This window comes from Pseudoduganella sp. GW821-FHT12E03, assembly GCF_058807115.1.
The window spans coordinates 1-23,784 of record NZ_JBXAQJ010000025.1; the positions used below are offsets into that span (position 1 = coordinate 1).

The 23,784-nt window shown below is 65.0% G+C and carries 12 protein-coding genes; 1 reads left to right on the forward strand and 11 read right to left on the reverse strand.

Annotated features, from left to right (window positions below; translation table 11 throughout):
- Nucleotides 1–410: 410 nt before the first annotated feature.
- Nucleotides 411–4,310 carry a carbohydrate binding domain-containing protein gene (locus AC1RRC_RS32760; protein ID WP_493060088.1) on the forward strand — a complete coding sequence of 1,300 codons (3,900 nt, stop codon included), beginning with the start codon at nucleotides 411–413 and terminating at the stop codon, nucleotides 4,308–4,310.
- A gap of 70 nt (nucleotides 4,311–4,380) precedes the next feature.
- On the opposite strand, the gene AC1RRC_RS32765 is transcribed toward AC1RRC_RS32760, so the two are convergent.
- From AC1RRC_RS32765 to AC1RRC_RS32815, 11 genes are all read right to left on the reverse strand, one after another.
- Complete coding sequence (locus AC1RRC_RS32765; protein ID WP_493060089.1) at nucleotides 4,381–4,932, reverse strand: RNA polymerase sigma factor; 552 nt, start codon at nucleotides 4,930–4,932, stop codon at nucleotides 4,381–4,383.
- Between the two features lie 108 nt (nucleotides 4,933–5,040).
- Nucleotides 5,041–6,327 (reverse strand): NAD(P)-binding domain-containing protein, encoded by a 1,287-nt coding sequence (locus AC1RRC_RS32770; RefSeq protein WP_493060091.1) that lies wholly within the window; start codon nucleotides 6,325–6,327, stop codon nucleotides 5,041–5,043.
- 36 nt (nucleotides 6,328–6,363) lie between these two features.
- The gene (locus tag AC1RRC_RS32775; protein WP_493060092.1) at nucleotides 6,364–10,425 is read right to left on the reverse strand and encodes a non-ribosomal peptide synthetase; all 4,062 of its coding nucleotides are present in this window, start codon (nucleotides 10,423–10,425) and stop codon (nucleotides 6,364–6,366) included.
- 35 nt (nucleotides 10,426–10,460) lie between these two features.
- Complete coding sequence (locus AC1RRC_RS32780) at nucleotides 10,461–15,608, reverse strand: beta-ketoacyl synthase N-terminal-like domain-containing protein (protein ID WP_493060093.1); 5,148 nt, start codon at nucleotides 15,606–15,608, stop codon at nucleotides 10,461–10,463.
- A 166-nt stretch (nucleotides 15,609–15,774) separates the two neighbouring features.
- Complete coding sequence (locus tag AC1RRC_RS32785; RefSeq protein ID WP_493060094.1) at nucleotides 15,775–17,220, reverse strand: efflux transporter outer membrane subunit; 1,446 nt, start codon at nucleotides 17,218–17,220, stop codon at nucleotides 15,775–15,777.
- Nucleotides 17,221–17,237: 17 nt separating this feature from the next.
- Nucleotides 17,238–18,872: a DHA2 family efflux MFS transporter permease subunit gene (locus tag AC1RRC_RS32790; protein ID WP_493060095.1), complete on the reverse strand. Its 1,635-nt coding sequence runs from the start codon at nucleotides 18,870–18,872 to the stop codon at nucleotides 17,238–17,240.
- Nucleotides 18,873–18,883: 11 nt separating this feature from the next.
- Complete coding sequence (locus AC1RRC_RS32795) at nucleotides 18,884–19,993, reverse strand: HlyD family secretion protein (protein ID WP_493060096.1); 1,110 nt, start codon at nucleotides 19,991–19,993, stop codon at nucleotides 18,884–18,886.
- Between the two features lie 83 nt (nucleotides 19,994–20,076).
- Nucleotides 20,077–20,295, reverse strand: a complete 219-nt coding sequence (locus AC1RRC_RS32800) for a hypothetical protein (protein ID WP_493060098.1) — start codon at nucleotides 20,293–20,295, stop codon at nucleotides 20,077–20,079.
- 33 nt (nucleotides 20,296–20,328) lie between these two features.
- Nucleotides 20,329–20,562, reverse strand: coding sequence for a YgaP family membrane protein (locus tag AC1RRC_RS32805; RefSeq protein WP_493060099.1), 234 nt, complete (start codon nucleotides 20,560–20,562; stop codon nucleotides 20,329–20,331).
- Between the two features lie 216 nt (nucleotides 20,563–20,778).
- Nucleotides 20,779–21,048 carry a hypothetical protein gene (locus AC1RRC_RS32810; RefSeq protein WP_493060100.1) on the reverse strand — a complete coding sequence of 90 codons (270 nt, stop codon included), beginning with the start codon at nucleotides 21,046–21,048 and terminating at the stop codon, nucleotides 20,779–20,781.
- Complete coding sequence (locus tag AC1RRC_RS32815) at nucleotides 21,045–23,495, reverse strand: DUF8189 domain-containing protein (protein ID WP_493060102.1); 2,451 nt, start codon at nucleotides 23,493–23,495, stop codon at nucleotides 21,045–21,047. The genes AC1RRC_RS32810 and AC1RRC_RS32815 overlap by 4 nt, the downstream gene beginning before the upstream one ends.
- Nucleotides 23,496–23,784: the final 289 nt, after the last annotated feature.

Genomic DNA, 23,784 nt, shown 5'->3' on the forward strand with positions numbered 1-23,784 from the left:
TCGTCAGCAGCAGAGAAGCGAGATTATCTAGTGTTTCGTGATTCTCGTCAACCCCTTGATTCGCTTCGCTGTTTTGCCTGAGGCATCTCAGCGCTGCGGGGACAGAACTATAGCAAAGCAACACCTTCTGCGCAAGTTGTCGCGCAATGTAGGTAAACTACAAAGTAAACGTTGACACATATTTCACACCCACGTAGTTTACCCATAGCTATCGCGGCTGCTCAAAAAGCACTTCGGTAGTATTCATACAAGCCACACACAAGCAGTCCCGCAAAGGGCGCCCGCACGAGACATTCCTACGACAGCAGTCATCGCATTTCCCGGCGAGGTACCACCACGCCAGGCGGCACTGTCGCGGCCCTGCCCCTGCGCTTTCCATCAGCAGTTCCAACCTGTGACAGGAGATGTGCATGCAATTCCATAACGAACGAAGCGAACGAACCCGGCAATTCCGCAAGAAACGATTGGCCGCCTGCCTGGCTGCCATGTTTACCGCTGGCATTGCCTCAGCCGGCACCATTCCGGCGGCGCACGTGTACCACAACCATATGCCGAACTTCTGGCCGTTTTACGCGGTTGATCCGGTGGCCAAATACAATGCCACCGCCATCGGCGCACCGGTCCGCTATACCTATGACGGCGAAGTCATCAACCTGAAGCAAAGTCCACCGGCCGGCTACAGCTATTACCTGCCGGCATCGCTGGGCGGCGCCATCATGCCGCACGACGACCTGGTCGCCTATTACTCGCACGACGCGAAAACCGGCGCCTACCTGTACTGGCCAATGCAAGTGGCCAATGAAATGCAAAGCTGGTCCAGCGCCAAGGGACAAATCCACGTCACCATGTCCGGCGCCGTCATCAACAATGTACAAAGCCTGAGCACCCTGCAGAACGTGCCCGGCTATAACAACCCGTCCTGGGGCGCGGCCTGGCTCAACACCTTCACCTCGCTCAAGACCACCAACAATTACCGCACGCTGGACACCGTGCACTTCACGGGCCACCACACCATGGGCCCGCTGGTCGGTCCGGAGTATTTCCTCAAGGATTTGATTTACCAGAACGTCACCTTGGCGCAGCCGCACTTCCTCGGCGGCAGCTTCCAGTCATCGAAAGGCTATTTCCCGACCGAACTGGGGTTTTCCGAGCGGCTGATTCCCACCCTGTCGAAACTCGGCGTGCAATGGTCGGTCCTGGGCAACAACCACTTTTCACGCACCCTGAAGGATTACCCGTACGCCACCTATGACGCGACGGGCGATACCTTGACGTCGCCGCCGAACCGCGCCAGCCTGCGCAACACGTCCACCACCGGCAGCTGGGTCGCCGCGCAGATGGCCCATGAACAGCAAGTGGTGGTCAACAAGTTCCCGTTCGCGTCCACGCCGCACTGGGTGCGCCACGTCGATCCCGCCACCGGGGCGGTCACCAAAGTGGCCGGCATTCCCGTCAGCCAGAATGGTTCGTGGCTGGAAGGCTGGGAAGGCGCCGTGACGGTCGATGAAATCGCACCGTATGCCGCGCTCGAGCCGCGCCAGTTCTTCGTCGTCGCACACGATGGCGACAATTCCAGCGGCCGCGCCGGTTCGCTAGGCACCTGGCAGGCGGGCCACTCCACCACGTGCAGCGGCAATGGCTATTGCCTCGGCATCGACGAATACCTGAAAGCCAAGCCGATCCCCGCCGCCGACGTGCAGCACGTGCAAGATGGTTCGTGGATCGATACCCGCGACTCTTCGTCCGATCCGACCTGGTACCACTGGCGTTTGCCGTTCATGATCTGGAAGGGCCAATTCGCGGAATTCAACCGCGTGACCGGCAACAACCTGGCGCCGAAGCTCAACCTGAAAGGACAGCAGGAAGGCGCCACGGTGTCGCTGGAACACGGCTGGCACTACCTGGAGCGTAATTTCGCCCTGCTGCAGGCGGCGCTCAATTACACCAAGACCGCCGAACAGATCTGGCTCGACGCGCACCCGAACCACTGGTCGCCCACCACCGCGCTCGACAACCAGGTCACCCATCCCGGCAACCAGTTGAATCCGTGGATGATGTCGTACCCGGTGAAAGGCAATCCCGCCAGCGATTACGCGGGCGGCGCCAATCCCGCCGAACTGGCTTGGTACTTCCTGCTGCCGGCCATGGATTCCGGCTTCGGCTACTACGATGAAAACAAGGATGATTCGGTCAAACCCACGCTGGCGTTCAACAACGCGCTGTCGTTTGCCAGGCCGTATGTGCAGGCGCGCCTGGCCAGCGACCGCACCGGACCATCGGTCTGGTGGCCGCAGCGCTATCCGTACAATCCCGGTTCCGTCAACGCCTCCAAGGCCGAAGGCTGGACGGTCCAGCACTACAGCAATGACTTCGCGATCTACACCTATGGCCATGACGTTTCCGGCATCGCCAGCGCCACCGTGAAAGTGCGCGTCCATGCGTCGAACAATATCGACGCCAATGACGATACGTACAAGGTGTATGACCCGGCAACACTGGCCGGCACGCCGGGCCTGTCGATCACGCCCGCCAAAGTCGGCGCGTGGCAAACCTATCCGATGCAGGTGCGCGATTTGCAGCCGGACATGAATGGCGTGGCGTGGAACGCCGCCACCCGCGATACCATTGCCGCCCTGCCCGCGCAAGACATCGGCGACTTGTATTACACGTACCTGTCCAACTACCGCAACCAGCTGCTCGACTATTACGTGGAAATGACGGACACGCTGGGCAACGTGACGCGCTCGGAAATCCAGCAAGTGTTTGTCGGCGCCGGCCGCTACAAGGCCGTGACCGGCGGGTCCGGCTATGCCGAAGATATCAATGGCACGGTCAATGGCGTCTATCCCTTCCTCACCGTGGACAGTACGCCGCCCACGTCGCCCGGTACGCCAGTCGCGGGCCAGTTGACCGACCGCTCGGTGACCTTGTCGTGGCCGGCCGCCACCGACAATATCGCCGTCACCGGCTATAAAGTGTTCCGCAACGGTGTGCAGGTGGGCTCGCCCACGGCCAACGCTTACATGGACACGGGCCTGACCGCATCGACGCCGTACAGCTACACGGTGTCGGCATTCGATGCCGCCGGCAACCAGTCCGGCGCCAGCGCCGCACTGGGCGTGACCACCAAGGCGCCCGACACGCAGGCGCCGACCGCGCCGGGTCAGCCCACCGCGTCGAACCTCACACCGCAGGGCGCGGTGCTGACGTGGACCGCCGCCACCGACAACTATGGCGTCACCAGCTACCTGGTGCTGCGCAACGGCGTCCAGGTCGGGACCGCGGCCAGCCTCAGTTACTCGGACTATGGCCTGACACCGTCGACCACCTACAGCTACACCATCCGGGCCCAGGATGCGGCCGGCAACGCGGGCCCCGCCTCTCCTGCCCGCTCCGTCACCACACCGGCCGGCAATCTCGCCACCGTGTATTACCGCCTGCCGTCCGGCTGGAACAGCGCCAACATCCACTATTCGCCAACCGGCGGTACCTGGACCACGGTGCCCGGCGTGGCCATGACGGCGGCATGCACGGGCTGGGTGTCGTACACGGCCAACCTGTCCACCGCGTCGGCCATGCAGGCAGTGTTCAACAATGGCGCCGGCACGTGGGATAACAATGGCGGCAAGAACTACACGATGGGCACCGGCCTGTCGCGCGTGGAAAACGGCGCCGTCAGCACCGGTGCCAACCCGTGCGTGGTTGACACCACGGCGCCGACCGTCCCCACCGGGCTGACGGCCAGCAATGTCAGCGCCACCGGCGCCACCGTGTCGTGGAGCGCGGCAACCGACAACGTGGGCGTCACCGGCTATTACGTCCAGCGCAACGGCGCGCTGATCGGCACCGCCACCGGCACCAGCTATACCGACAGCACGGCAGCGCCAGCCACCACCTACAGCTACACGGTGCAAGCGTTTGACGCGGCGGGCAATGCCTCGGCAGCCAGCAGCGCACTGCCGGTGACGACGCTTGCCGCCAGTGGCTGCCAGGTGAGTTTCACGATTGCCAATGCCAATACGGTGGTGGGCCAGAACCTGTACGTGGTCGGTAACAACGTCAAGCTGGGTAACTGGACGCCGGCCAGCGGCTTTGCGCTGGCGATCCAGGGCAGCGGCGCCAACGTGCCCTGGACCGGGACAGTCAACCTGCCGGCCGGGACGTCGTTCCAGTACAAGTACGTGAAGTGGAATGGCAGCACGGCGGCATGGGAAAGCAACCAGGCAACGGCGTCGGGCAACCGCGAGTTCGCCACCCCGGCAACGTGCAGCGGCACGCTGCCGCGCGCGGACGGCAACTTCAAGTTCTGATGAAGTGAAGTGATGTGATGTAGCCCGGGCCACGGCAACGCGGCCCGGGCTACACGCTTAACGCTTATGCTTAATGCAGGAGTTCACCCTTCGCCGAGGCGTAGCCCGCGGAAACCAGGCGGTCGCGCATCATGGAACGGGCGCGGTGCAGCCGGCTTTTCACGGCCGGCACCGTGATCTTCAACAGTTCAGCCACTTCCGGCGCGGTCAATTCATCGACATCGCGCAAGATCAGCACTTCCCTGTAATCGGCCGGCAAGGCCGCCAGCGCACATGCCAGGTCGCGCCGCAGCGCCTGCGGCACCGGGGCTTGCTGCAAGTTGTCCGCCATGACGTCGGTCAATTCCTCGGTCTTGCGCTGGATACGCAGCAGCCGATAACACTCGCGCTCGATAATCCTGAACATCCAGCCCGCCAGGGCGGAAATCATGCGCAGCGATCCGATATTGCGCTGCAAATTCCACAGTGCGACCTGCACCGCGTCATCGGCATCTTCGCTGCTGGCGCAAGAGCGCCGCGCAAAACGGCGCAAGTCGGGCTGCGACAAGGTCAACAGCTTCTCAATGGCGGAGGGATCGCCCTTGCAGGCGGCCTCGACGAGTTGTCCTTCGTACTGGATCATGATGTGAAGTCCGAGCAATGTATTAAAACTTTGATCAATTGCAACATTTCTGAGTTAGAAATTATACAATTTTGCTACGACATCGATGTCCCGCCGCCCCCGCGCCGGTTACGCCGCCCTGGCGTCGCCGGGCTCCAGACCCGGCTTCTCCAGTCCCCGCTTGGCGATATGGGCCGCGACGTGGGCCGCGTCGTCGCCCACACCGCTGAGCAAACCTGACTTTTGTTTGTGAAGCCACGGCAGGCCGACGAAGTACAAGCCTGGGTAGGCCGTCACACCGCGCTGCTGCATGGGGTAGCCATCGGCGTCCAGGACCGGCAATTTCACCATGCTGAAGTCAAACGCATAGCCTGCCGCCCAGATCACCGTGGTAATGCCGGCCTCGCGCAAGTCGAGTTCGTCGCGCAAGCGCACCGCATAGCCATCCTTCAATTGCGGCAAGGCCTGCGGCGGAATGTCCAGCTGGTTGGCCGCGATATAGGCATCGATCATGCCGGTGAACTGCGCTTCGAACGCATCCGCCTTGGCCAGGTTGACGTGCAGGTCGGGCGCCAGCCGAATGCGGCCATTGGCGGCATCGGTCAGCCTTCCCAGCAACATCATGCCGTCGCGCGCAAACTGGTGCAGGTTGAGATTGCCGCCACCGGATTTGCCCACCACATGCGGATTGGCGGCAAACTTCGCCGCCGGCGATGGCAAGCGCTCCACCGTGCGCTCCGACAGGCCCAGCACGTCGAGCCATTCGGAACAGTCCTTGCCCCGGTAGTGGCGCGGCGCGCGTCCGGCGCTGCCCACGCACAGGTACACGCTGCGGCCACTGGCGCGCAATTCTTCGGCAATCTGGGCGCCGGATTGCGAACTCCCCACCACCAGCACCGCGCCGGGCGGCAGCACCGCCGGATTGCGGTAGCCGCTCGAATGCAGTTGCAGTACATCGGACGGCAGGCGCTGCGCCACCGCGTGGCGTGCAGGCCGCTGGAACAGGCCGGTGGCCACCACCACATTGTCCGCCTCGAAATGCCCATCCGCCGTCTCGACCGTATAGGCTTGCGTCTGCGTCTGTTTCTGCATCCGGGCATGGCGCCGCACCGAGGTCACCCGCATGCCATATTGCACCGGCATGCCGGCGGCATAGCGTTCCAGCCGCTGCACCACTTCGTCGCGGCCCATAAACTCTTCCGGCGCCGGCCCTTGATACTCGGCGCCCGGCAGGCGGAACGCCCAGTTCGGCGTGACCAGCGTGAAGGAATCCCAGCGGCCATGGCGCCAGCTGCTGGCGGCCTGGCCCGCCTGTTCCAGCACCAGGTGCGCGCAGCCCTGCTGTGTGAGGTGGTGGCTGGTGGCGAGGCCGGCCTGGCCGGCGCCGATGATGATGGTGTCGATTTTTTTAAGCATGCTGATAATCCAAACTCATAGTCTAAATGTGCGAAATCATTGTCCAAAGCGCTCGCTGGCGATGCGCCGTAACACCGGCTCGCCCATGATGCTGAAATGGTCTTCGTCCAGCAGGACGTTGGCGCCGCTGACCGCCACGCCGGCAGCCCGGGCCGCGGCGTCAAATGGCGCGAGGAAAGGAAACGCCGTGCAGCGCGCCGCGCGGTACTGATGGACCGGCGCGCGCACCGCGCCCGGGCGGTGCCGGATCAGCGCATTGAAGTTCGATGCGTATTCCTCCAGCAGCGCGGCAAACTGGCCCGGCGTGAAGTGGCCGGCCACGGAACCAGCGTCGCGCAGCAAATCCAGCGCCAGCCCGATGCGCTGCGGCGCGGGACGCTCCGCCAGCGTATCGAAAGCGGCCGGCAGCGCGGCGCCGTGCAGGAAGTCGCCGACAAAATTCTTCAGCAACGCAAACTCTTCCAGGCGGTCCGACGGTCCCGCATCCGGTTTGCCGCACCAGCTGTCGATCATGGTGACCGATGTCACCTCCATGCCATCGGCTTCCAGCCGGTGCGCGATTTCGTGCGCCAGCACGCCGCCCATCGACCAGCCCATCAAATGCAGCCCATGAGCCGCGCCGCCCCGCTGTTCCAGCAGTTGCCGCAGCGCCGCGACATACGCCGCGCCCAGCACGGGCACGCTGCGCGTGGCGCCATCACCAGGCGATTGCAGGCCAACCACTTCCATCCCCGCCGGCGCCAGTTCCGCCAGTTCGCGGTAGCACAGCACGTTGCCGCCGACCGGATGCACCAGCACCAGCAAGTCGCTGTGGCCAACACTGCCGGCGCGGATCGGCGCCAGCGGCGCGCGCGCCCGGGCCACCTCGCCGCTCTCGGCCAGCAGGCGCGCCTGCGCGGCGATGGTGCCGTGGCGCAGCAGCGACGCCAGCGGCAATTGCTTGCCGAATGCCGCCGTGATGGCGTTCAGCAGGCGTACCGCCAGCAGCGACGTCCCACCCATCTGGAAAAATTCATCTTCCACGCCGATCTCGGCGCCCTGCAGCAGTTCGCGCCAGATCGCCGCCAGGTGCATTTCCACCGCATTGCGCGGCGCGGTTTTCACCACTTCGGACTGGCCGAGCGCCTGCGCCAGCGCCAGCAACTGTTTGCGGTCCACTTTGCCATTGGCGGTCACGGGAATTTGCCCGGCCCGCTCGATCAGCGCCGGCACCATATAGGGCGGCAAGACCGCCTGCAGCCTGGCGCGCACGGCGGCCGCGTCGCATTGTGCGCTGGCGGCGGTGAAGAATGCGACGAGTTGGCGCTCCTGTCCCACGGTGCGCACCACGACGGCGCCACCGCGCACACCGGGACAACGCTCCAGCGCCGCCTCGATTTCGCCCAGCTCGATGCGGTAGCCGCGGATCTTGACCTGGGTATCGCTGCGGCCCAGGAATTCAATGTGGCCGGAAGCGTGGTAGCGCCCCATGTCGCCGGTGCGGTACAGGCGCTGCCCGCTGCGCGGACAAAAGACAAAGCTGGCGGCGGTCCGCTCGGGGTCGTTGTAATAGCCTTGCGCCAGCCCGGTCCCGCCAATGAACAATTCACCCGCGCACCAGGTCGGCACCGGCTGCAGCGCGCCATCGAGCACATGGAATTCCTGGTTGCTCAGGGGCCAGCCATAAGGGATGCTTTTCCATGCCGGGTCCACTTCACCCACCACGAAATAATTGGACCAGATCGCGGCCTCGGTGGCGCCGCCCAGGCTCACCAGCATGGCGGCCGGCACCTGCGCCGCCAGCCGGCCCGGCAGCGACACCGGGATCCAGTCGCCGCTCAGCATCACCAGGCGCAGCGACGCCAGTTGTTGCGCCGCCCCGGCACCGCAATATTCGAGCTGCATCTCCAGCAGGGCCGGCACGGTGTTCCACACCGTGACGCCGTGCTCGCGCACCAGCGCGGCCCAGCGTTCCGGATCCGGCGTCGCACTGTGTTCCGGCAGCACCAGTGCCGCGCCGCCGGCCAGCGTACCGAAGATGTCGTACACCGACAGGTCGAAATTAAAGGCGGAGATACCGATCACGCGGTCGTCCGCGCGCATACCGAAGCGCTCCATCACGTCTTGCACGGTATTGACGGCGGCGCGGTGGGTAATCGCCACGCCTTTGGGATTGCCGGTCGAGCCGGACGTGAAAATCACATAAGCCAGGTCATCTTCCGTCGCCAGCGGTTCCAGCACGGCGGCTTCGCCCACCGGGCCGTCGGGCAAGGCGTCTTCCAGCGCCATGGCTGTCACACCGGGCGGCAATTCCAGCCCGGCCAGCAAATCGCGTTCAGCCAGCAGCACTTTGACGCCAGGTTGGCCCGCCAGGTAGTGCTGGCGCGCCGGCGGCAAGTCGCTGGCCACCGGCAGGTAGGCGCCGCCCGACTGCGCCACCCCCATCGCGGCCGCCACCTGGCGCCAGCCGCGCCGCGCCAGGATCGCCACCAGGTCGTTGCGGCCGACACCGGCCGCGCGCAGGCGGGCCGCCAGCCGAGCGGTCAGCGCCCGCAGCTCACCGTAGCTGAGCGTGCGCGCCGCCGACAGGATGGCCGTGCGCGCCGGCGCCGCCATTGCTGCCGCATCGAAGAAGCTGTGCAAGGTGCCGCGCGGCAGCGCGGCGGCGGTCTCGTTGGCCGCCTGCCGGGCCGCCAGCAGGCGCTGTGGCAGCACCGGTTGCAACGGCGCCGCGTCCAGCGCCGCGTCGGGACAATTGAGCACGCTGCGCACATGCGCTTCGTACACCGCAAACATGTGGTCGATCACGCCCGGCAAGAACACGCCCTGCGCGCTGTCCCAGTTCAACACCAGGTTCCCTTCATCGAGGTAGACCTGGTGGTCCAGCCACACTTGCGGCGTATGCAACGCGCCGTCTTGCACGGTCCAGCCCAGGTCGCGATGGGTGGCGGCAGGCGTGGCCCGGTCCTGGCCCAGCGTGCTGGCAAACACCACCGGCATGGCCGGCAAACCATTGCCGCCGCGTTTCAGGCGGCGGATCACTTGCACACCCGCCACCTGGCTGTGCGCGAGGTCGCGGTACAGTTGCCGTTGCAAGGCCAGTGCCCGTGCGCGGAACGATCCCGGCTGCTCCACCAATTCGAGCAAGAGTGTGCTGCTGAAGTTGCCCAGTTCATCGCGCAACTCCGGCGCGGATTCGGGCCGCTGCGACACCAGCATGTTCAGCGTGAAGTTGCGGTTGCGCGACCAGATCCGCAACACGTCGGCATACAGGGTGCACAGCAAGGCATTGACCGTCACGCCAAGGCGGCGCCCTTGCGCCTGCAACTGTTCGAATTGCTGTGCATCGAGGCGCAACTGGCGGCGGACAAAGCGCAACCGGTGCGGAATCGCTTCATGGTCCACCAGCGGCAATTCCGGCGCGGCCGGCAAAGTCTCCAGCCGCTGTTCCCAATACGCCAGGCTGGCGCGATAGGCCAACTGCTGATGCGCCGCCAGCTGTTGCTCAACAAAAAAGCGATGGCTCAATCCCGGCAGGCGGTCGGCGCCGCGCCCCAGGTAGTGGGCCGCCAGCTCATTGATGAATTGCACAATCGACTGGCCATCGAGTGCAATCAGCCGGAACAGGAAATGGATGTGGTAGCCCTGCGGCAATTGGTCGACGAAGCAAATCACCGGCGCGGCCACACCGAGCGGCGCCAGCAGCTGGTCCAGGTTGCGCTTGCGCTCCGCCACCAGGCGGACGCGCTCGGTCGCGGACAGGCTGCGCAAGTCGTTGACGTGCACCGCAATGGGGACGCCCCGGTCGCACACGTGCTGTGTCCCGTCCGGCAGCACGCTGGTGCGCAGCGCGGGGTGGGCGCGGACCAGCGCATCCAGCGCAGCCCTCAATTGCGCCAGGTCCAGTTCCGGTGTGCTGAACGCACGGTATAAATAGGCTGGCGTATGCAGCCGGTAAGCGGGCTGCTCACCGATCCAATAGGCTTCCTGGATATCGGTGAGGGGATACGGCGCATGCTCCAGCGCGATGTCGGCGGCGACGCTGTGCGGCGCCGGCCGCGGCATGCTGCGATGCAGGTCCAGGTCATTGGAATCTGCGGTTTCTTCGGTATTACGCACAATGGCTCCTGATAGGGTTTCGTTGGGTCCGGGGATCACAGGGGCTGCGCCAGGGAATCCGTGGCGCCTGGATGCGCATGGCCGCCCTGCTGCCCCGCCAGGAATGCCGCCACCAGGGCAATGCTGGGGTAGTGCTCGAAGATCGTATGGGCTTGCAGCGCCACGCCGAACTGGTCACTGACGCTGCGCGCAAACGACAGCAGCACAATGGAATCGCAACCCAGTTCGATCAGCGAACTGGTGTGGTCGATCTGCTCCACCGGTACGTGCAGCAGGCGCGACATGATGGCGGCCAGGCGGCCTGCCACGGTCTGATCCACGGCCTGGTCCGGCGTTGGCGCCGGTGCGACCGGGGCAGCGGCGGCGGCTGGTTCGGCTTCCTGGGCGGCGCGCATCGCCTGCACGCGCTGCTTGAACCAGTGGTGGCGGCGGGTAAAGGCATACGGCGGCAACGACGCCAGTTGGCGGTCTCCCTGGGCGAACAGCGGCGTCCAGTCCACCTCGCAACCGCCCTCGAACGCTTGCGCCAGGCTGTCGAGCCAGGCGCGCCAGTCGTCGCCGTTATGGCGCAGGGTCGGGGCCCAGCGCGGCCCCCGGTCGTCCAGGTGCGCCTGGCCGATATTGCACAGGACCGGCTTACTGCCGATTTCGATGGCCAGCGTGACGCCGGCGGCGGCCAGGGTGTCGAGCGAATCCGAGAACCGCACCGGCTCGCGCAAGTGGCGCAACAGGTAGGCGGCGCCAGGCGCTTCGCCCGCCGGCCACAGCTCGCCGGTCACGTTGGAAATCAAGTCCAGCACCGGCGCCGCATAGCGGCAAGCCTGCGCGGCTTCGGCAAACGCCGGCAGCATCGGCTCGATCAGCGCGGAGTGATAAGCGCGCTCCACCGCCAGCTTGCGGAATTCAGCCAGCCCGTGTTCCGTCAGGTAATCGCTGAATTGCGCAATGGCGGCGGGCGTGCCCGCCACCACGCAATGGTGCTGGCCATTGATGGCGGCCAGGTCGACTTGCGCACCGGTGGCGGCAATCGATTCCTGCACCAGCGCTTCATCGGCAAACACCGCCAGCATCGCGCCTTGCAAGGCGTGCTTTTGCGTCAGCGCGCCACGCGCCGCCACCAGCGCCAGCGCATCGTCGAGCGTCAGCGCACCGGCGCCGACCATGGCGGCGTATTCGCCCAGGCTGTGCCCCATCACCACGTGGGGGCGGACACCGAACTGCAGCAGCGCGCTGGTCAGCGCGTATTGCAGGGCAAATTGCAGCGGCTGCGCCATGCCCGGCTGCGCTAGCTGCGCGGCATCGGATTCGCCATACAGCAATGCGCTGACGCGCTGGCCCAGCAGCGGCTGCAGCACCGCGTCGCACTGGTCGAGCGCGGTGCGGAACGCCGGCACTTGCCGGTACAGGTCGCGGCCCGCCCCTTTCAGCGGAATGCCCTGGCCCGTGAAGACAAAGGCGATTTTCGGCGCGGCGGCGCTACGCGTCGCATCCGTCCCGGACGGACTGGCGGCAAACGCTTGCAGGCGGGCCGCCAGCAGCGCCGGGGTATCGGCCACCACGGCAAAGCGCGATGCTTGCGCGGTGCGGCGGCAGGCGCTGGTGTACAGGGCTTGCCGCCATGGTCCGGCCGGCAGCTTGTCGAGGTGGCGGACGTAATGCGCCGCCAGGCGGCGCAGGCTGGCGGGATCGCGCGCACTGAGCACCAGCGGCAAGGCGCCCTCGCCGGCCGCCGCCGCACTGTGCTGCGGCGGCGCCTGCGGCACGTCGCCCACGATCACATTGGCATTGGTGCCGGAAAAGCCGAAGGCGCTGACGCTGGCGCAGCGCCGCACGCCGGGCTGGCGTTTCCACGGCTGCGCATCGCGTGCGATGGCCAGCGTGTTGCCCAGGTCGATGATGGGATTGAGCGTCTCGAAATTCGGCTGGCCCGGAATGCGTTCGTGGTGCAGCGACAGCAGCACCTTGATCAGGCCGGCCATGCCGGCCGCCGCTTCCAGGTGGCCGATGTTGGCTTTCACGGAACCCAGGTAGCACGGCGTGGCGCGTTCGCCCATGACGCGGCGCCAGCTGTTGCACTCGATCGGATCGCCCAGCGGCGTCCCGGTGCCATGCGCCTCGATATAGCCCAGCTCCGCCGGCGCCACACCGGCCCTGGCCAGCGATGACGCCAGCAGCGCCTGCTGCGCCTGGCCATTGGGCGCGGTCAGGCCGTTGCTGCGGCCATCCTGGTTCATGGCCGTGCCCAGCAAGGCGCCATAAATGCGGTCGCCGTCGCGCACCGCGTCGGCATGGCGTTTCAGCACCACCATGCCGCATCCCTCGGCGCGCACATAGCCATTGGCTGCCGCATCGAAAGTCTTGATGCGGGCATCCGGGGCCAGCATGCCGGCCTGGATCAGCGCGCTGTCCCACTCGCTCGCCAGCAGCAAGTTCACGCCACCGGCCAGCGCCAGGCTGCATTCGCCGCTGCGCAGGCTGCGGTACGCCAGGTGCAGCGCACTGAGCGCCGACGAACAGGCGGTGTCGACCACAAAGCTGGGGCCGCGCAAATCGAGCTGGTATGCGATGCGGTTGGCGATCACCGCCAGCACCGAACCCTGGCCGCTGTATGCATCGAGCTCGCCCTCGCACAGTTGCAGGGCGCCATAGTCAAAGGCCGATGCGCCGATGAACACGCCGGTGTCGCTGCCGGCCAGGGTCGCCGGTTTGATGCCGGCGTCTTCCAGCGCGTGCCAGCCCGTTTCCAGCGTAATGCGCTGCTGCGGATCGAGGCAGGCGGCTTCGCGCGGCGAGATGGTGAAGAAGTCGTTATCGAAGCAGCCCACGTCGTCAATAAAGCCGCCGGCCCGCGCCGGGCCGTGCGTGGTGGTGCGGATCGTCGTCGCGCAGCGTCCTTCGGACAACAGCGACCAGAATGCCTGCGCATCCGGCGCGCCGGGGAAGCGGCAAGCCAGGCCGACCACCACCACGGCATCGTCGTCGAGCGGCTTGACTGCCACTTGCGGCGCGCGCTGCGCCATGTCTTGCAGCATATGCCGCGCCAGTTGCCGGATGCTGGGGAAGTCGTACACGGCGGTCGGCGCCAGTACCGTATTGAAGCGCTTGCCGCACTCCCCGGTCAGGCGGATGGCGTCCAGCGAGCCGAGGCCATATTCCGAGAACGGACGCGTGACATCGACCGCACTGGCAGGCAACGCCGCCACCTGCGCCACCTGTTCGCGCAGGTAGGTTTCGATGGTCTCTTGCTCCGGCGGCACCGGTTGCCCTGCCCGCACCGGTTGCACCGGCTGCACCGGCTGTATTGGCTGAACGGCCTGCATTGGCTGCGTTGGCTGAACAGCCTGCATTGCCTGCATTGCCTGCATTGCCTGCGCTGATTGCACCGGTTGCGCAGGCTGCAGCGGCGGCACCGGCGTCCCTGCGGCTGCGGGCGCCGCAGCGGCCAGGCGCGCCAGTTCGCTGTTGCGGTCCCATTGCGCCAGCACTTGCAGCTGGCCTTCGAGGTACGCGGCCTTGGCCGCCGAACGCTGGATCTTGCCGCTCGACGTTTTGCTGGTGGTGCCGGGACGGATCAGGATCATGGCTTCCACCGGCAAGTCATGGGTGGCCGCCACCGTGCGGCGCAAGGCATCGAGCATCTCGCCGTAAGTCCACTGGCTGTGATGGCGCAGCAACTCCTGCACCACCACGATCCGCTCTTCATGGTTGCGCTCGACCGCGAACGCCGCGCAGCAACTGTGCTTGAACGCGGGATGCGCGCGTTCGGCCGCCCATTCGATATCTTGCGGATAGTAATTTTCACCACGGATGATGATCAAATCCTTGACGCGCCCGGCAATGAACAATTCACCCTGGTCCATGAAGCCCAGGTCGCCCGTGCGCATGTACGCCGGGCCATCCGGCGTATCGGCCAGGACCGCGCCAAAGGTGCGCACGGTTTCCGCCGGACGCTGCCAGTAGCCGCTGGCCACGCTGTCGCTGCGGGTCCAGATCTCGCCCAGCATGCCGGGGGCGCTCTCCTTGCAAGTGGCCGGATCGACAATCTTCACGTCGGTATCGAGCGCCGGCGGACCACAACTGATCAGTTCCGTCACCATGTCGTCGCCGCGCGCCAGCTGCACCACGTTGCGCTGCATGGCGGCGGTCGACAAGCGCAGCGAACGGATCGGCTGGTCCCAATCCTGCGCCGTCACGCGGCAAGTGGATTCGGCCAGGCCGAAGCCGCCGGTCACGGTGGTGCTGCGCAGTCCATAGCGCAGGAAGCGCGCATTGAAACGTTCAATGGTTTCAATCCGGATCGGCTCGGCGGCATTGAGCGCCATGCGCCAGCTCGACAAATCCAGGCCATCGCACTCCTCGTCCAGGATGCGCGCCGAGCACTGGTCATACACGAAGTTCGGCCCCATGCTGTGGGTGCCACGGAAATCGGAAATCGCGCGCAGCCAGCGCACCGGGCTTTGCACAATCGATGCCGGCGGCATCAGCACGCCGTCGATGCCTTTGTAGAGTGGGAACAGCACGCCGTACAGCAAGCCCAGGTCGTGGAAATGCGGCAGCCACGACACCATGACACTGTGTTCGTCGTGGCCCCAGCCGTGGTCGAAGTGGGCCAGGTTGTGCACGACATTGCGGTGGCTCAGCATCACGCCCTTGGGCATCGCCGTCGAGCCGGACGTGTATTGCAGGAAGGCCAGCGCATCGCCGCGCGGCGCCACCAGCTGGAAGCCGCCATACTGCGCATGCGCGGTGAAGTTATCGAGCGCCAGCCAGGCGATATCGGCGAATTGGGGATAGCGCGCCACGAAGGCGTCCGCCTTGTCGATGGTCTGGCGCACGCCCAGCACCAGCGCCGGCTGGCAATCGCCCAGGATCGCCAGCATGCGCCGTACCTTGTGTTCATCGCCCGCCAGCGGCGCGGGTGCGACCGGCACCGCGATCACGCCGGCCATCATGCAGGCCATGAAGGCTTCGACGAATTCCAGGCCGGGCGGGAACACCAGCATGGCGCGCTGCCCCGCATAGCCCTGTTCGGTCATCCAGCCCGCCAGGCCACGGGCACGCTCCAGCAATTGCGCCTGCGTCATCACGGCGCCCGGTTCATCGCCATTGCGCAGGTAAGTCAGTTTCAGGTCAGAGGGTTGTGGCGCTTCCAGCAATAATTCAATCAACGAATTCATTTTCATTCTTATCACACCTTTTCGTTAGTGCCCGGTAGCGGTGCGCCGGTCCTTGCCCTGCAAGGACCGGCGTGGCATCGGGCGTTACATATGCGTCCCCTGGCAAACCCGGATGCGAGACTGCCGATGAGCTATATGTCGAAGTGCGCGCTAAGTTGCAAAAGGATTCAAATTATTTTATTACTAATTTCTGGCCACCCTGCCAGCCCCCGCCCAGCGCCCGTACCAGTTGCACACTGGCATACAGCGCCTGGGCCCGGCTTTGCAGCAAGCCGCGCTCAATGGCCAGCACACTGCGCTGCGCATCGATGGCGTCGAGATAGCTGGCCACGCCCTTGTCGTAGCGCGCACTGGCGATGCCGGCGGCACGACGCGCCGCCTCCAGCGAGGCTTGCTGGGCCCGCATTTGCAGCTGGCGCGCTTTCATTTCCGTCAGCGCGTCGTCGACTTCGCGCAATGCCACCAGCAAGGTGTTGCGGTGCACCGCCAGCGCTTCGTGGTAACGCGCTTCGGCCAGCGCCAGGTTGGCCTGGTTGCGGCCACCGTCGAAGATCGGCAGGCTTAATGCCAGCGGCCCGATGTTGAACTGGCGTGATCCGCTGCGCGCCAGTTCTTCCAGGCTGCGCGAGGCAAACCCGAAATCGCCGGTCAGGGCAATCACGGGATAGAACGCCGCTTCCGCAACGCCGCGCTGCGCCAGTTGCGCGCGCACCAGGTGCGTGGACGCGGCCAGGTCGGGACGGCGCGCCAGCAAGTCCGCCGGCAAGCCCGGCGCCACGGCGGGCGGCGCGGGCAACATGCGCTGGCGGTTCCAGGACGCGACGGCAAAGTCGCGCAACGGCTTCCCGGTCAAGGTCGCCAATGCGTGTTCCGCCAGCGAACGGCGGCGGCGCGCATCTTCGACATCGGCCTGGGCATTGGCCAGTTCCACGCGCGAGCGCACCACATCGAATTCGCCGATCAGGCCGGCATCGAAGCGCGACGACAGCAATTGCTCGGCCTCGGCGCGGGCATTGCTGGTATTTTCCAGCAGCGCCAGGTCGGCTTCCGCCGCGCGGCATTGCCAGTAATACAGCGCGACGTCGGCGCTGAGCGCCAGCCGCACACCCGCCACGTCCGCTTCCGCCGCGGCCGTGCGCGCCGCGCCCGCCTCCACCGCGCGCGCGCGCCGGCCCCACACATCCCATTCCCACGCAGCGTCGATACCCACCGCATACTTCGAGCCCTGCACGCCGCGCCGTCCCATGGCGATACCGGTCGGCGTGTTTTCCGAGGTTTCGCCATACGAGGCGCCGGCGCCGGCGTTGACCCGCGCCTGGCGCTCGGCATCGAGCGACTGCAATTGCGCGCGCGCCGCCATCAGGCGGGCCGCCGCGATATCGATGCCGGGGTTGTGTTCCAGCGCGCTGGCAATCAGCGCCGACAGATCCGGGTCCTGGTAGGCCTGCCACCAGTCGGCCGGCATGGCTGCGGCGGCCGAGGTGGCAGGTGCGTCATTCTGGTACGCGGCCGGCGCCACCGGCGCGGCGGCGGGAACCGACAAGATGGGTGTGCCGGCGCAACCGGCCAGCAGGCAGGCGCAGCCCGCCATTACGAGGTTTTTTTTAAACATATCCATACTTTCTGTAGTCTTGCTTAGCGTTGCCCTGCAATCACGCGGTCCGCCATCCAGACACCGGCGATCGACAGCAAGAGGGCAATCCCCATCAGGAAGAAGCAATCGTTATAGGCCATCACATACGCTTCGCGCCGCACCAGCTGGTTGACCGCATTGACCGCTTGCACCGAGGCGGTCGCCGCATCGCCATGCACGCCGGTAAAGCTGGCGGTCAGTTGCGCCAGCCGTTCTTGCGTGGCGACGGAAAACACCGACACAGATTCACCGATGCGCGACCAGTGGAATTGCTGGCGCACCGTCAGCAAGGTTGCCAGCAGCGCGGTGCCGATCGCGCCACCAAGATTGCGCGTCATGTTGAACAGACTGGAGGCCGACGACAAGTTGGCCATGTCGATGCCGTTGGTAGCGAAGTTCGACAAGGTCAGGATCACCAGCGGCTGCCCGACCGCGCGGAACACTTGCGACACGATCAGCTGGTCACGCGCGGTGTCCGATCCCATCGAAGAATTGAGGAAGCACGAGATGGCAAACAACACCAGCCCGATGCTGCAGATGATGCGGTTGTCGAAACGCTGCGCGAACTTGGCGGCAAACGGCATCACGATGATTTGAGGCAATCCCATCCACATGATGACTTCGCCGATCTGCGCCGAGTTATAGCCCGGCATTTGCGCCAGGAACAGCGGCAGCAGGAAGGTCGACCCATACAATCCCATGCCGGTGGTGGCCGCCACCATCGACGCCACCAGGAAGTTGCGCCGCCCGAACAGGCGCAAATTGACGAACGGCTTGTCGCGCAGCAGCGCACGCGCAATCCAGCCGGCGATGCCGGCCAGCGCCACCGCGAACAGCAGGCGGATCATGTTCGATTCAAACCAGTCGTGGCTGTTGCCCTCTTCCAGGAACACGATCAGCGCCACCAGCCCGACCGCCATCGAACCGATCGCCAGCCAGTCGGTTTCCCACAGCAGCGACAGGTTCATCTTTTCACGGTCGAGGCCGTAAGCGACACCCAACAGCATCAGGATGCCCGGCACCCAGTTGATATAAAAGATCGACGGCCAGCCATATGCCGCGGTCAGCCAGCCACCCAGCGCGGGACCCGCGGTGGGCGCCAGCGTGGTGGCCAGCATCAGCAGCGCCAGGCCGCCCGCGCGCTTGCTCAGCGGCAGGCGCATCAGGATCAGGGTCATGGCGGTCGGGATCAGCGCGCCGCCGGTAAAACCCTGCATCATGCGGAATACGATCATGCTCGGTAAATTCCAGGCCAGTCCGCACAAGGTGGAAAACACCAGGAACAGCGACATGTTGGCCAGCATGTAAGCGCGGATGCCGAAGGTGCGGGCAAAGAACGCGGTCAGCGGAATCGCGGTGATTTCCGCCGCCAGGTAGGCGGTGGAAATCCACGAACCTTCTTCCTGGGTCGCCGACAGCGTACCGAGGATGTCGCGCAGCGAGGCATTGGTGATCTGGATGTCCAGGATCGCCATGAACACGCCAAGGATGGCGGCCAGGACGGCGACCCAGGTCCGGCCGGGGACCACGTCCGCCGCCGGCGCCACGGCCGGTGCGGGCGCCGGTGGTGGTGGCGGCGGTGGCGTCTTGACCAGTGTTAACGGCGGGGCGGGCTTGTCCGCCAGGGTGGCGCTCATGCTGTTCCCCGTCACTTGGCTGCCACCGCCACCGGCCGTTCAGCCGGACCGCCCTGGCGCAGGTCGATTTCCACGAAAGCCGACATGCCCGGCGTCAGGCGCCCTTCCAGGGTTTTCAAGTCTTTCGGATCGAACACGACCTTGACCGGGACGCGCTGGACGATCTTGGTGAAATTGCCGGTGGCATTGTCCGGCGGCATCAGCGAAAACTGCGCACCCGACGCCGGCGAAAAACTTTCGACATGGCCAATGAAATCCCGGCCGGGGAACGCATCGATCCGGATGGTCGCCTTCTGGCCACGGAACAGTGGCGCAATCTGGGTTTCCTTGAAGTTGGCTGTCACCCAGCCGCCTTCCTGCACGATGCTCAGCAATTGCTGGCCCGACTGCACGCGGATGCCCACTTCCAGGCTCTTGCGGCCGATGCGCCCTGACACCGGCGCCACGATGGTGTGATAGCTGAGCTGCAATGTCGCATCGTCCAGCTGGGTGGCCAGCACATTTTTTTGCGCCAGCAGCGCGCTGCGCGAATGTTGGCTGACATCGATCTTCGACTCGGCCGCGTGCACTTGCTGGGACAAGGCTTTGACGTCGGCCGCGGCGCTGTCGCGCGCCGCCACTGCCGCATCCAGTTCGGTTTTGGCGATGGCTTTCATCTGGCTGTTGTACAGCGAACTGTAACGGTCCGCATCGGTGCTGGCGCGCTTGAGCTGGGTCTGCGAACGCAGCAGTTGCGCGCTGACGGCCTGTGCTTCGGCACGGGCCTGTTCGATTTGTGCTTCGCCCTGCTTGGCCTGGGCATCGATTTGCGCCAGTTGCGCCTTGATCTGCGCCACCCGCACTTGCTGGTCTGCGTGGTCCAGTTCAGCCAACACATCGCCTTTGCGCACCACCTGATTATCCGACACCAGCACCTTGGTGATCACGCCGGGTACCCGCGACGAAATCGTGCTGACGTGGCCGGCCAGGTAAGCATTGTCCGTTTCTTCGAAATTGCGCCCGTGCCACCACATGCGCCCTGCCACTGTGGCGCCGCACAGCAGCACCATCAGCAGGATGATTTTTACGCGGCGCGGCTTGCCGGCCGGCGCCGCAGGGGTCGGGGACTTCTCGTTCGACATCTTGATACTCCAATTGTGTGACGAAAGGCAGCGCGGCGCTCATGTGCCGCGCTACCGGAAATAAGCCGCAGCTGAACCCGGGGTCAACCCTGTTCCGGCTTGCGGTTGCGCTTGTTACCGATGGTTTCCACCAGCCCGATCAGCCAGCACATCGGGCAGCCGCGCAGGAAAAGTACCGCGCCCACCAGCAGCGGGATGGCCAGCAACGGCTGGCCGGGACCGAAGTACACGGCCAGCAGGATCAGCGTCAGCGCCGCGGCGCCCTTCAGCAAATGCAGTCCTATCGATCTACTGCAAAACATGGCTCGCTCCTTGGAAAAGTACGTGCAGCTGGCTTATAACTTCCGTCCGACCATCGCGCACATTGGGCAGAAGCCGATAAAACCGGTGCAGGCGGCCATCACGCCGGCCGCCACGGCGGACCATTTCATCCACTCTTGCGGTGCAAACAACAGGCCCACGCAAATCATGCAAAGGCCGATGGCAATGCGAATGGCGCGTTCAATGCCGGGCAGGTTCTTTTGGAAAAACATGGTTGACTCTCCTGGTTGGGGTAAATTGGACAACATGGGTGCAGGGACTTTAGGCCGGGCATCCACATATCAGTACTGCTGATGGTTAAGTGGCCAGGAAAACCGAAAAGGATTCAAAAAAATTTAAAAAAGCAGCTGGCGGGGAAAATGGCGGCGCAATGGCGCAACGGCGTGGGCTGCGAGAGATCCGGATTGATCGTGAAGGAGGGGTGGGGATGGCGGCCGGGATGACCGCCATCGGGACACAACGGGTTAATGGATCCGGATTTTCAGGATATCCGGTCCCGATTCGACGACGTCGAAGGCAGGCGCGGCCATTTGGGGCCGCATTTTGTCATCCGGCCCCGGCATAGCGGCGCTGGCGCGGCCGGCCGGGTCGAACTCCAGCGTTTCCCGCCCGCGCCGGCTGGGCGGGAACGGGAACGTGGCGCGGGGGCGGTAGACCTGGATATCGCCTTCGTCTTCTTCAAACGAATGCGCCCAGGTCCCGGCTCCCATGTTGGCTTGGCGTGTTTCCATCATACGTTCATGGTGACCAGCGATTCCAGTACATTACGCGCTGTGACAGGCGCAATCAATGGCGGCTGGGTATCCGGCGCCGGCAAGCCGCCCGGGGGCTGGTCGCCTTCGCGGAACGACGTGATAACACCGCCCATGTATTCGTAGCCGGTGACGGACGGGCCCCAGGCGGAGCCATTCCACCACTTGTGGTACAGCGCACTGTCGGTGCCTGTCAGGAACACATCGAGGCGGTTCGGTCCCCACGAGACGACGCGCGGCGCCGAGGTGCAAACGCCGCCCATGTATTCGTAGCCGGTCAGCGACGGGCCCCAGGCGGAACCATTCCACCATTTGTGGTACAGCGCGCTGTCGGTGCCGATGACAAACACGTCGAGGCGGTTCGGGCCCCACGCCACCACTTCCGGTTCGCCCACGCAAATGCCGCCCATCCGCTCAAAGCCATCGACCGATGGGCCCCAAGCGGAGCCGTTCCACCACTTGTGGTACAGCGCGCCATCGGTGCCGGTGACGAACACATCGAGGCGGTTCGGTCCCCATGCCACGGCGCGCGGCGCCGACGTGCAAATGCCGCCCAGCCGTTCATAGCCGGTCACGGACGGGCCCCAGGCCGAGCCGTTCCACCATTTGTGATACAGCGCGCGATCGGTGCCGATCACGAAGATGTCCAGGCGGTTTGGTCCCCACGACACGATTTCCGGTTGGCCGATGCAAGTGCCGCCCATGTTTTCATAGCCGGTCAACGACGGCCCCCAGGCCGAACCATTCCACCACTTGTGATACAGCGCGCGGTTACTGCCCAGCACGAAGACATCGAGGCGGTTCGGGCCCCACGACACGACCCGCGGGTCGCCCAGGCAAACGCCGCCCATGTTTTCATAGCCGGTGACCGACGGGCCCCAGGCGGAGCCGTTCCACCACTTGTGATACAGCGCGCTGTCGGTGCCGGTGACAAACACATCGAGGCGGTTCGGGCCCCACGCCACCGCTTGCGGCACGCTGGTGCACACGCCGCCCATGTTTTCATAGCCGGTGACCGACGGCCCCCAGGCCGAACCGTTCCACCATTTGTGGTACATCGCGCGGTTGGTGCCCAGCACGAACACGTCGAGCCGGTTCGGACCCCACGCCACCACGGGCTCGGAACTGGGGCGTACCGCCGCACCGGTCCCGAGGCCAATGGTGGCGCGGACACCGTCCAGGCAAGCCTGCATCCGCGCGACTTGGCCGGCGGTGAACATGACCATCGCGCGGTCGTCCACATAGTCCATGTAATTCATATACATGTCGCCGTTCGGGCCATTGCTGCACGACACATGCGGGAAGGTCGGCGCCCCGGTATTGAAGCCCGCCTGGTTCGGGGTGTCGGCCACATTATCGGTGCCGGCGCAGCCGGTGCCATCATCGCCCCAGATATGGTTCAGGTTCAGCCAGTGGCCGATTTCGTGCGTGGTGGTGCGGCCCAGGTTGAATGGGTGGGCTGCGGTGCCGGTGGTGCCGAAGGCCGATTGCAGGCACACCACGCCATCCGTGGCGGCCGGGCCGCCAGGGAATTGCGCATACCCCAACAGGCCGCCGCCCAGCTGGCACACCCAGATATTGAGGAAGCGGTCCGATGGCCAGGCATTCAGGCCGCCGCTGGCGGTGGATTTCACAGCGTCATTGTCGGAGAACGATGCCACCGTGGTCTGGCGGCGTTCAATGCCGGTGGTGGGGGCGCCATTGTGGTCGGTGGTGGCCAGGAAGAATTCAATGCGGGAATCGGTCGCCAGTGGCAGGAATGGCGCTGGCGTGATGCTGACGTCCGGGTTGGTGCGGCGGAAGTCACGGTTCAGCACATCGATCTGGCTGGTAATCTGCGCGTCGGAAATGTTTTGCGCGGTGGTATTCCACACCACGTGCACGACGACGGGAATGCGCGTAACGCCGGTGCGCTGGCTCGATTGTTCACCGCTTTCATAGCGCTGCGCGTGGATTTCAATTTCATCGCGGGCGCGCGCATAGTCCGGATTGGTCGACAGCAGGCGCCGGTGCACGTCCATGGTGGCGCAGCGCCGCACTTGCGGCAGGTTTTCGCCGCCGTAGCCACTGGGGCCGCCATAACCGCCATCACCGCCGCCCGAACCACCGGAGCCGCCTGAGCCACCCGGACCGCCCATGCCACCGGAGCCGCCAAAGCCGCCCCCGCCATTCATGTCGCCGCCGGGCATGCCGTCATCGCGGCCGCTGCTTTTCTCACTCATGCCGCCCGATGGCATGCCATCTTGCGGTCCACGCTTCGATACACCGGGCATGCCTCGGTCGTTGGGATCGGCCCAGCCCAGCGACCCCTCGCCGGCCATTTGCTGGGAAACGCTGGTGTTTTCGCCCTGGTAACCAGTACCGGTATCGCTGCAGCCGCAGCCTTCTGCTGTCGGTGCAGCCGCCCCTTTCTGCTGTTTCGCTCGCATGTTATCTCCCTGTCTCTGGATTGAGCGCATGTGCGGCGCACACGCGTCTCGTACGACTAAGACAAAGATAGTGCGAGAAGTTCGATGAAATCTAACAAATTCTCACATATTGACAAATTAATATTTACCTGCTGAGCAGAAGGCGATAGTTAAATTGGAATAACCGATTTCCAGCAGGATTTTATTTATTCCAGCTCACAAGATTCAGAAAAGCAAAAAACCCCGCCAGAATCAACTGACGGGGTTTTTCTATATAACTAGCCTGACGATAACCTACTTTCACACTGGT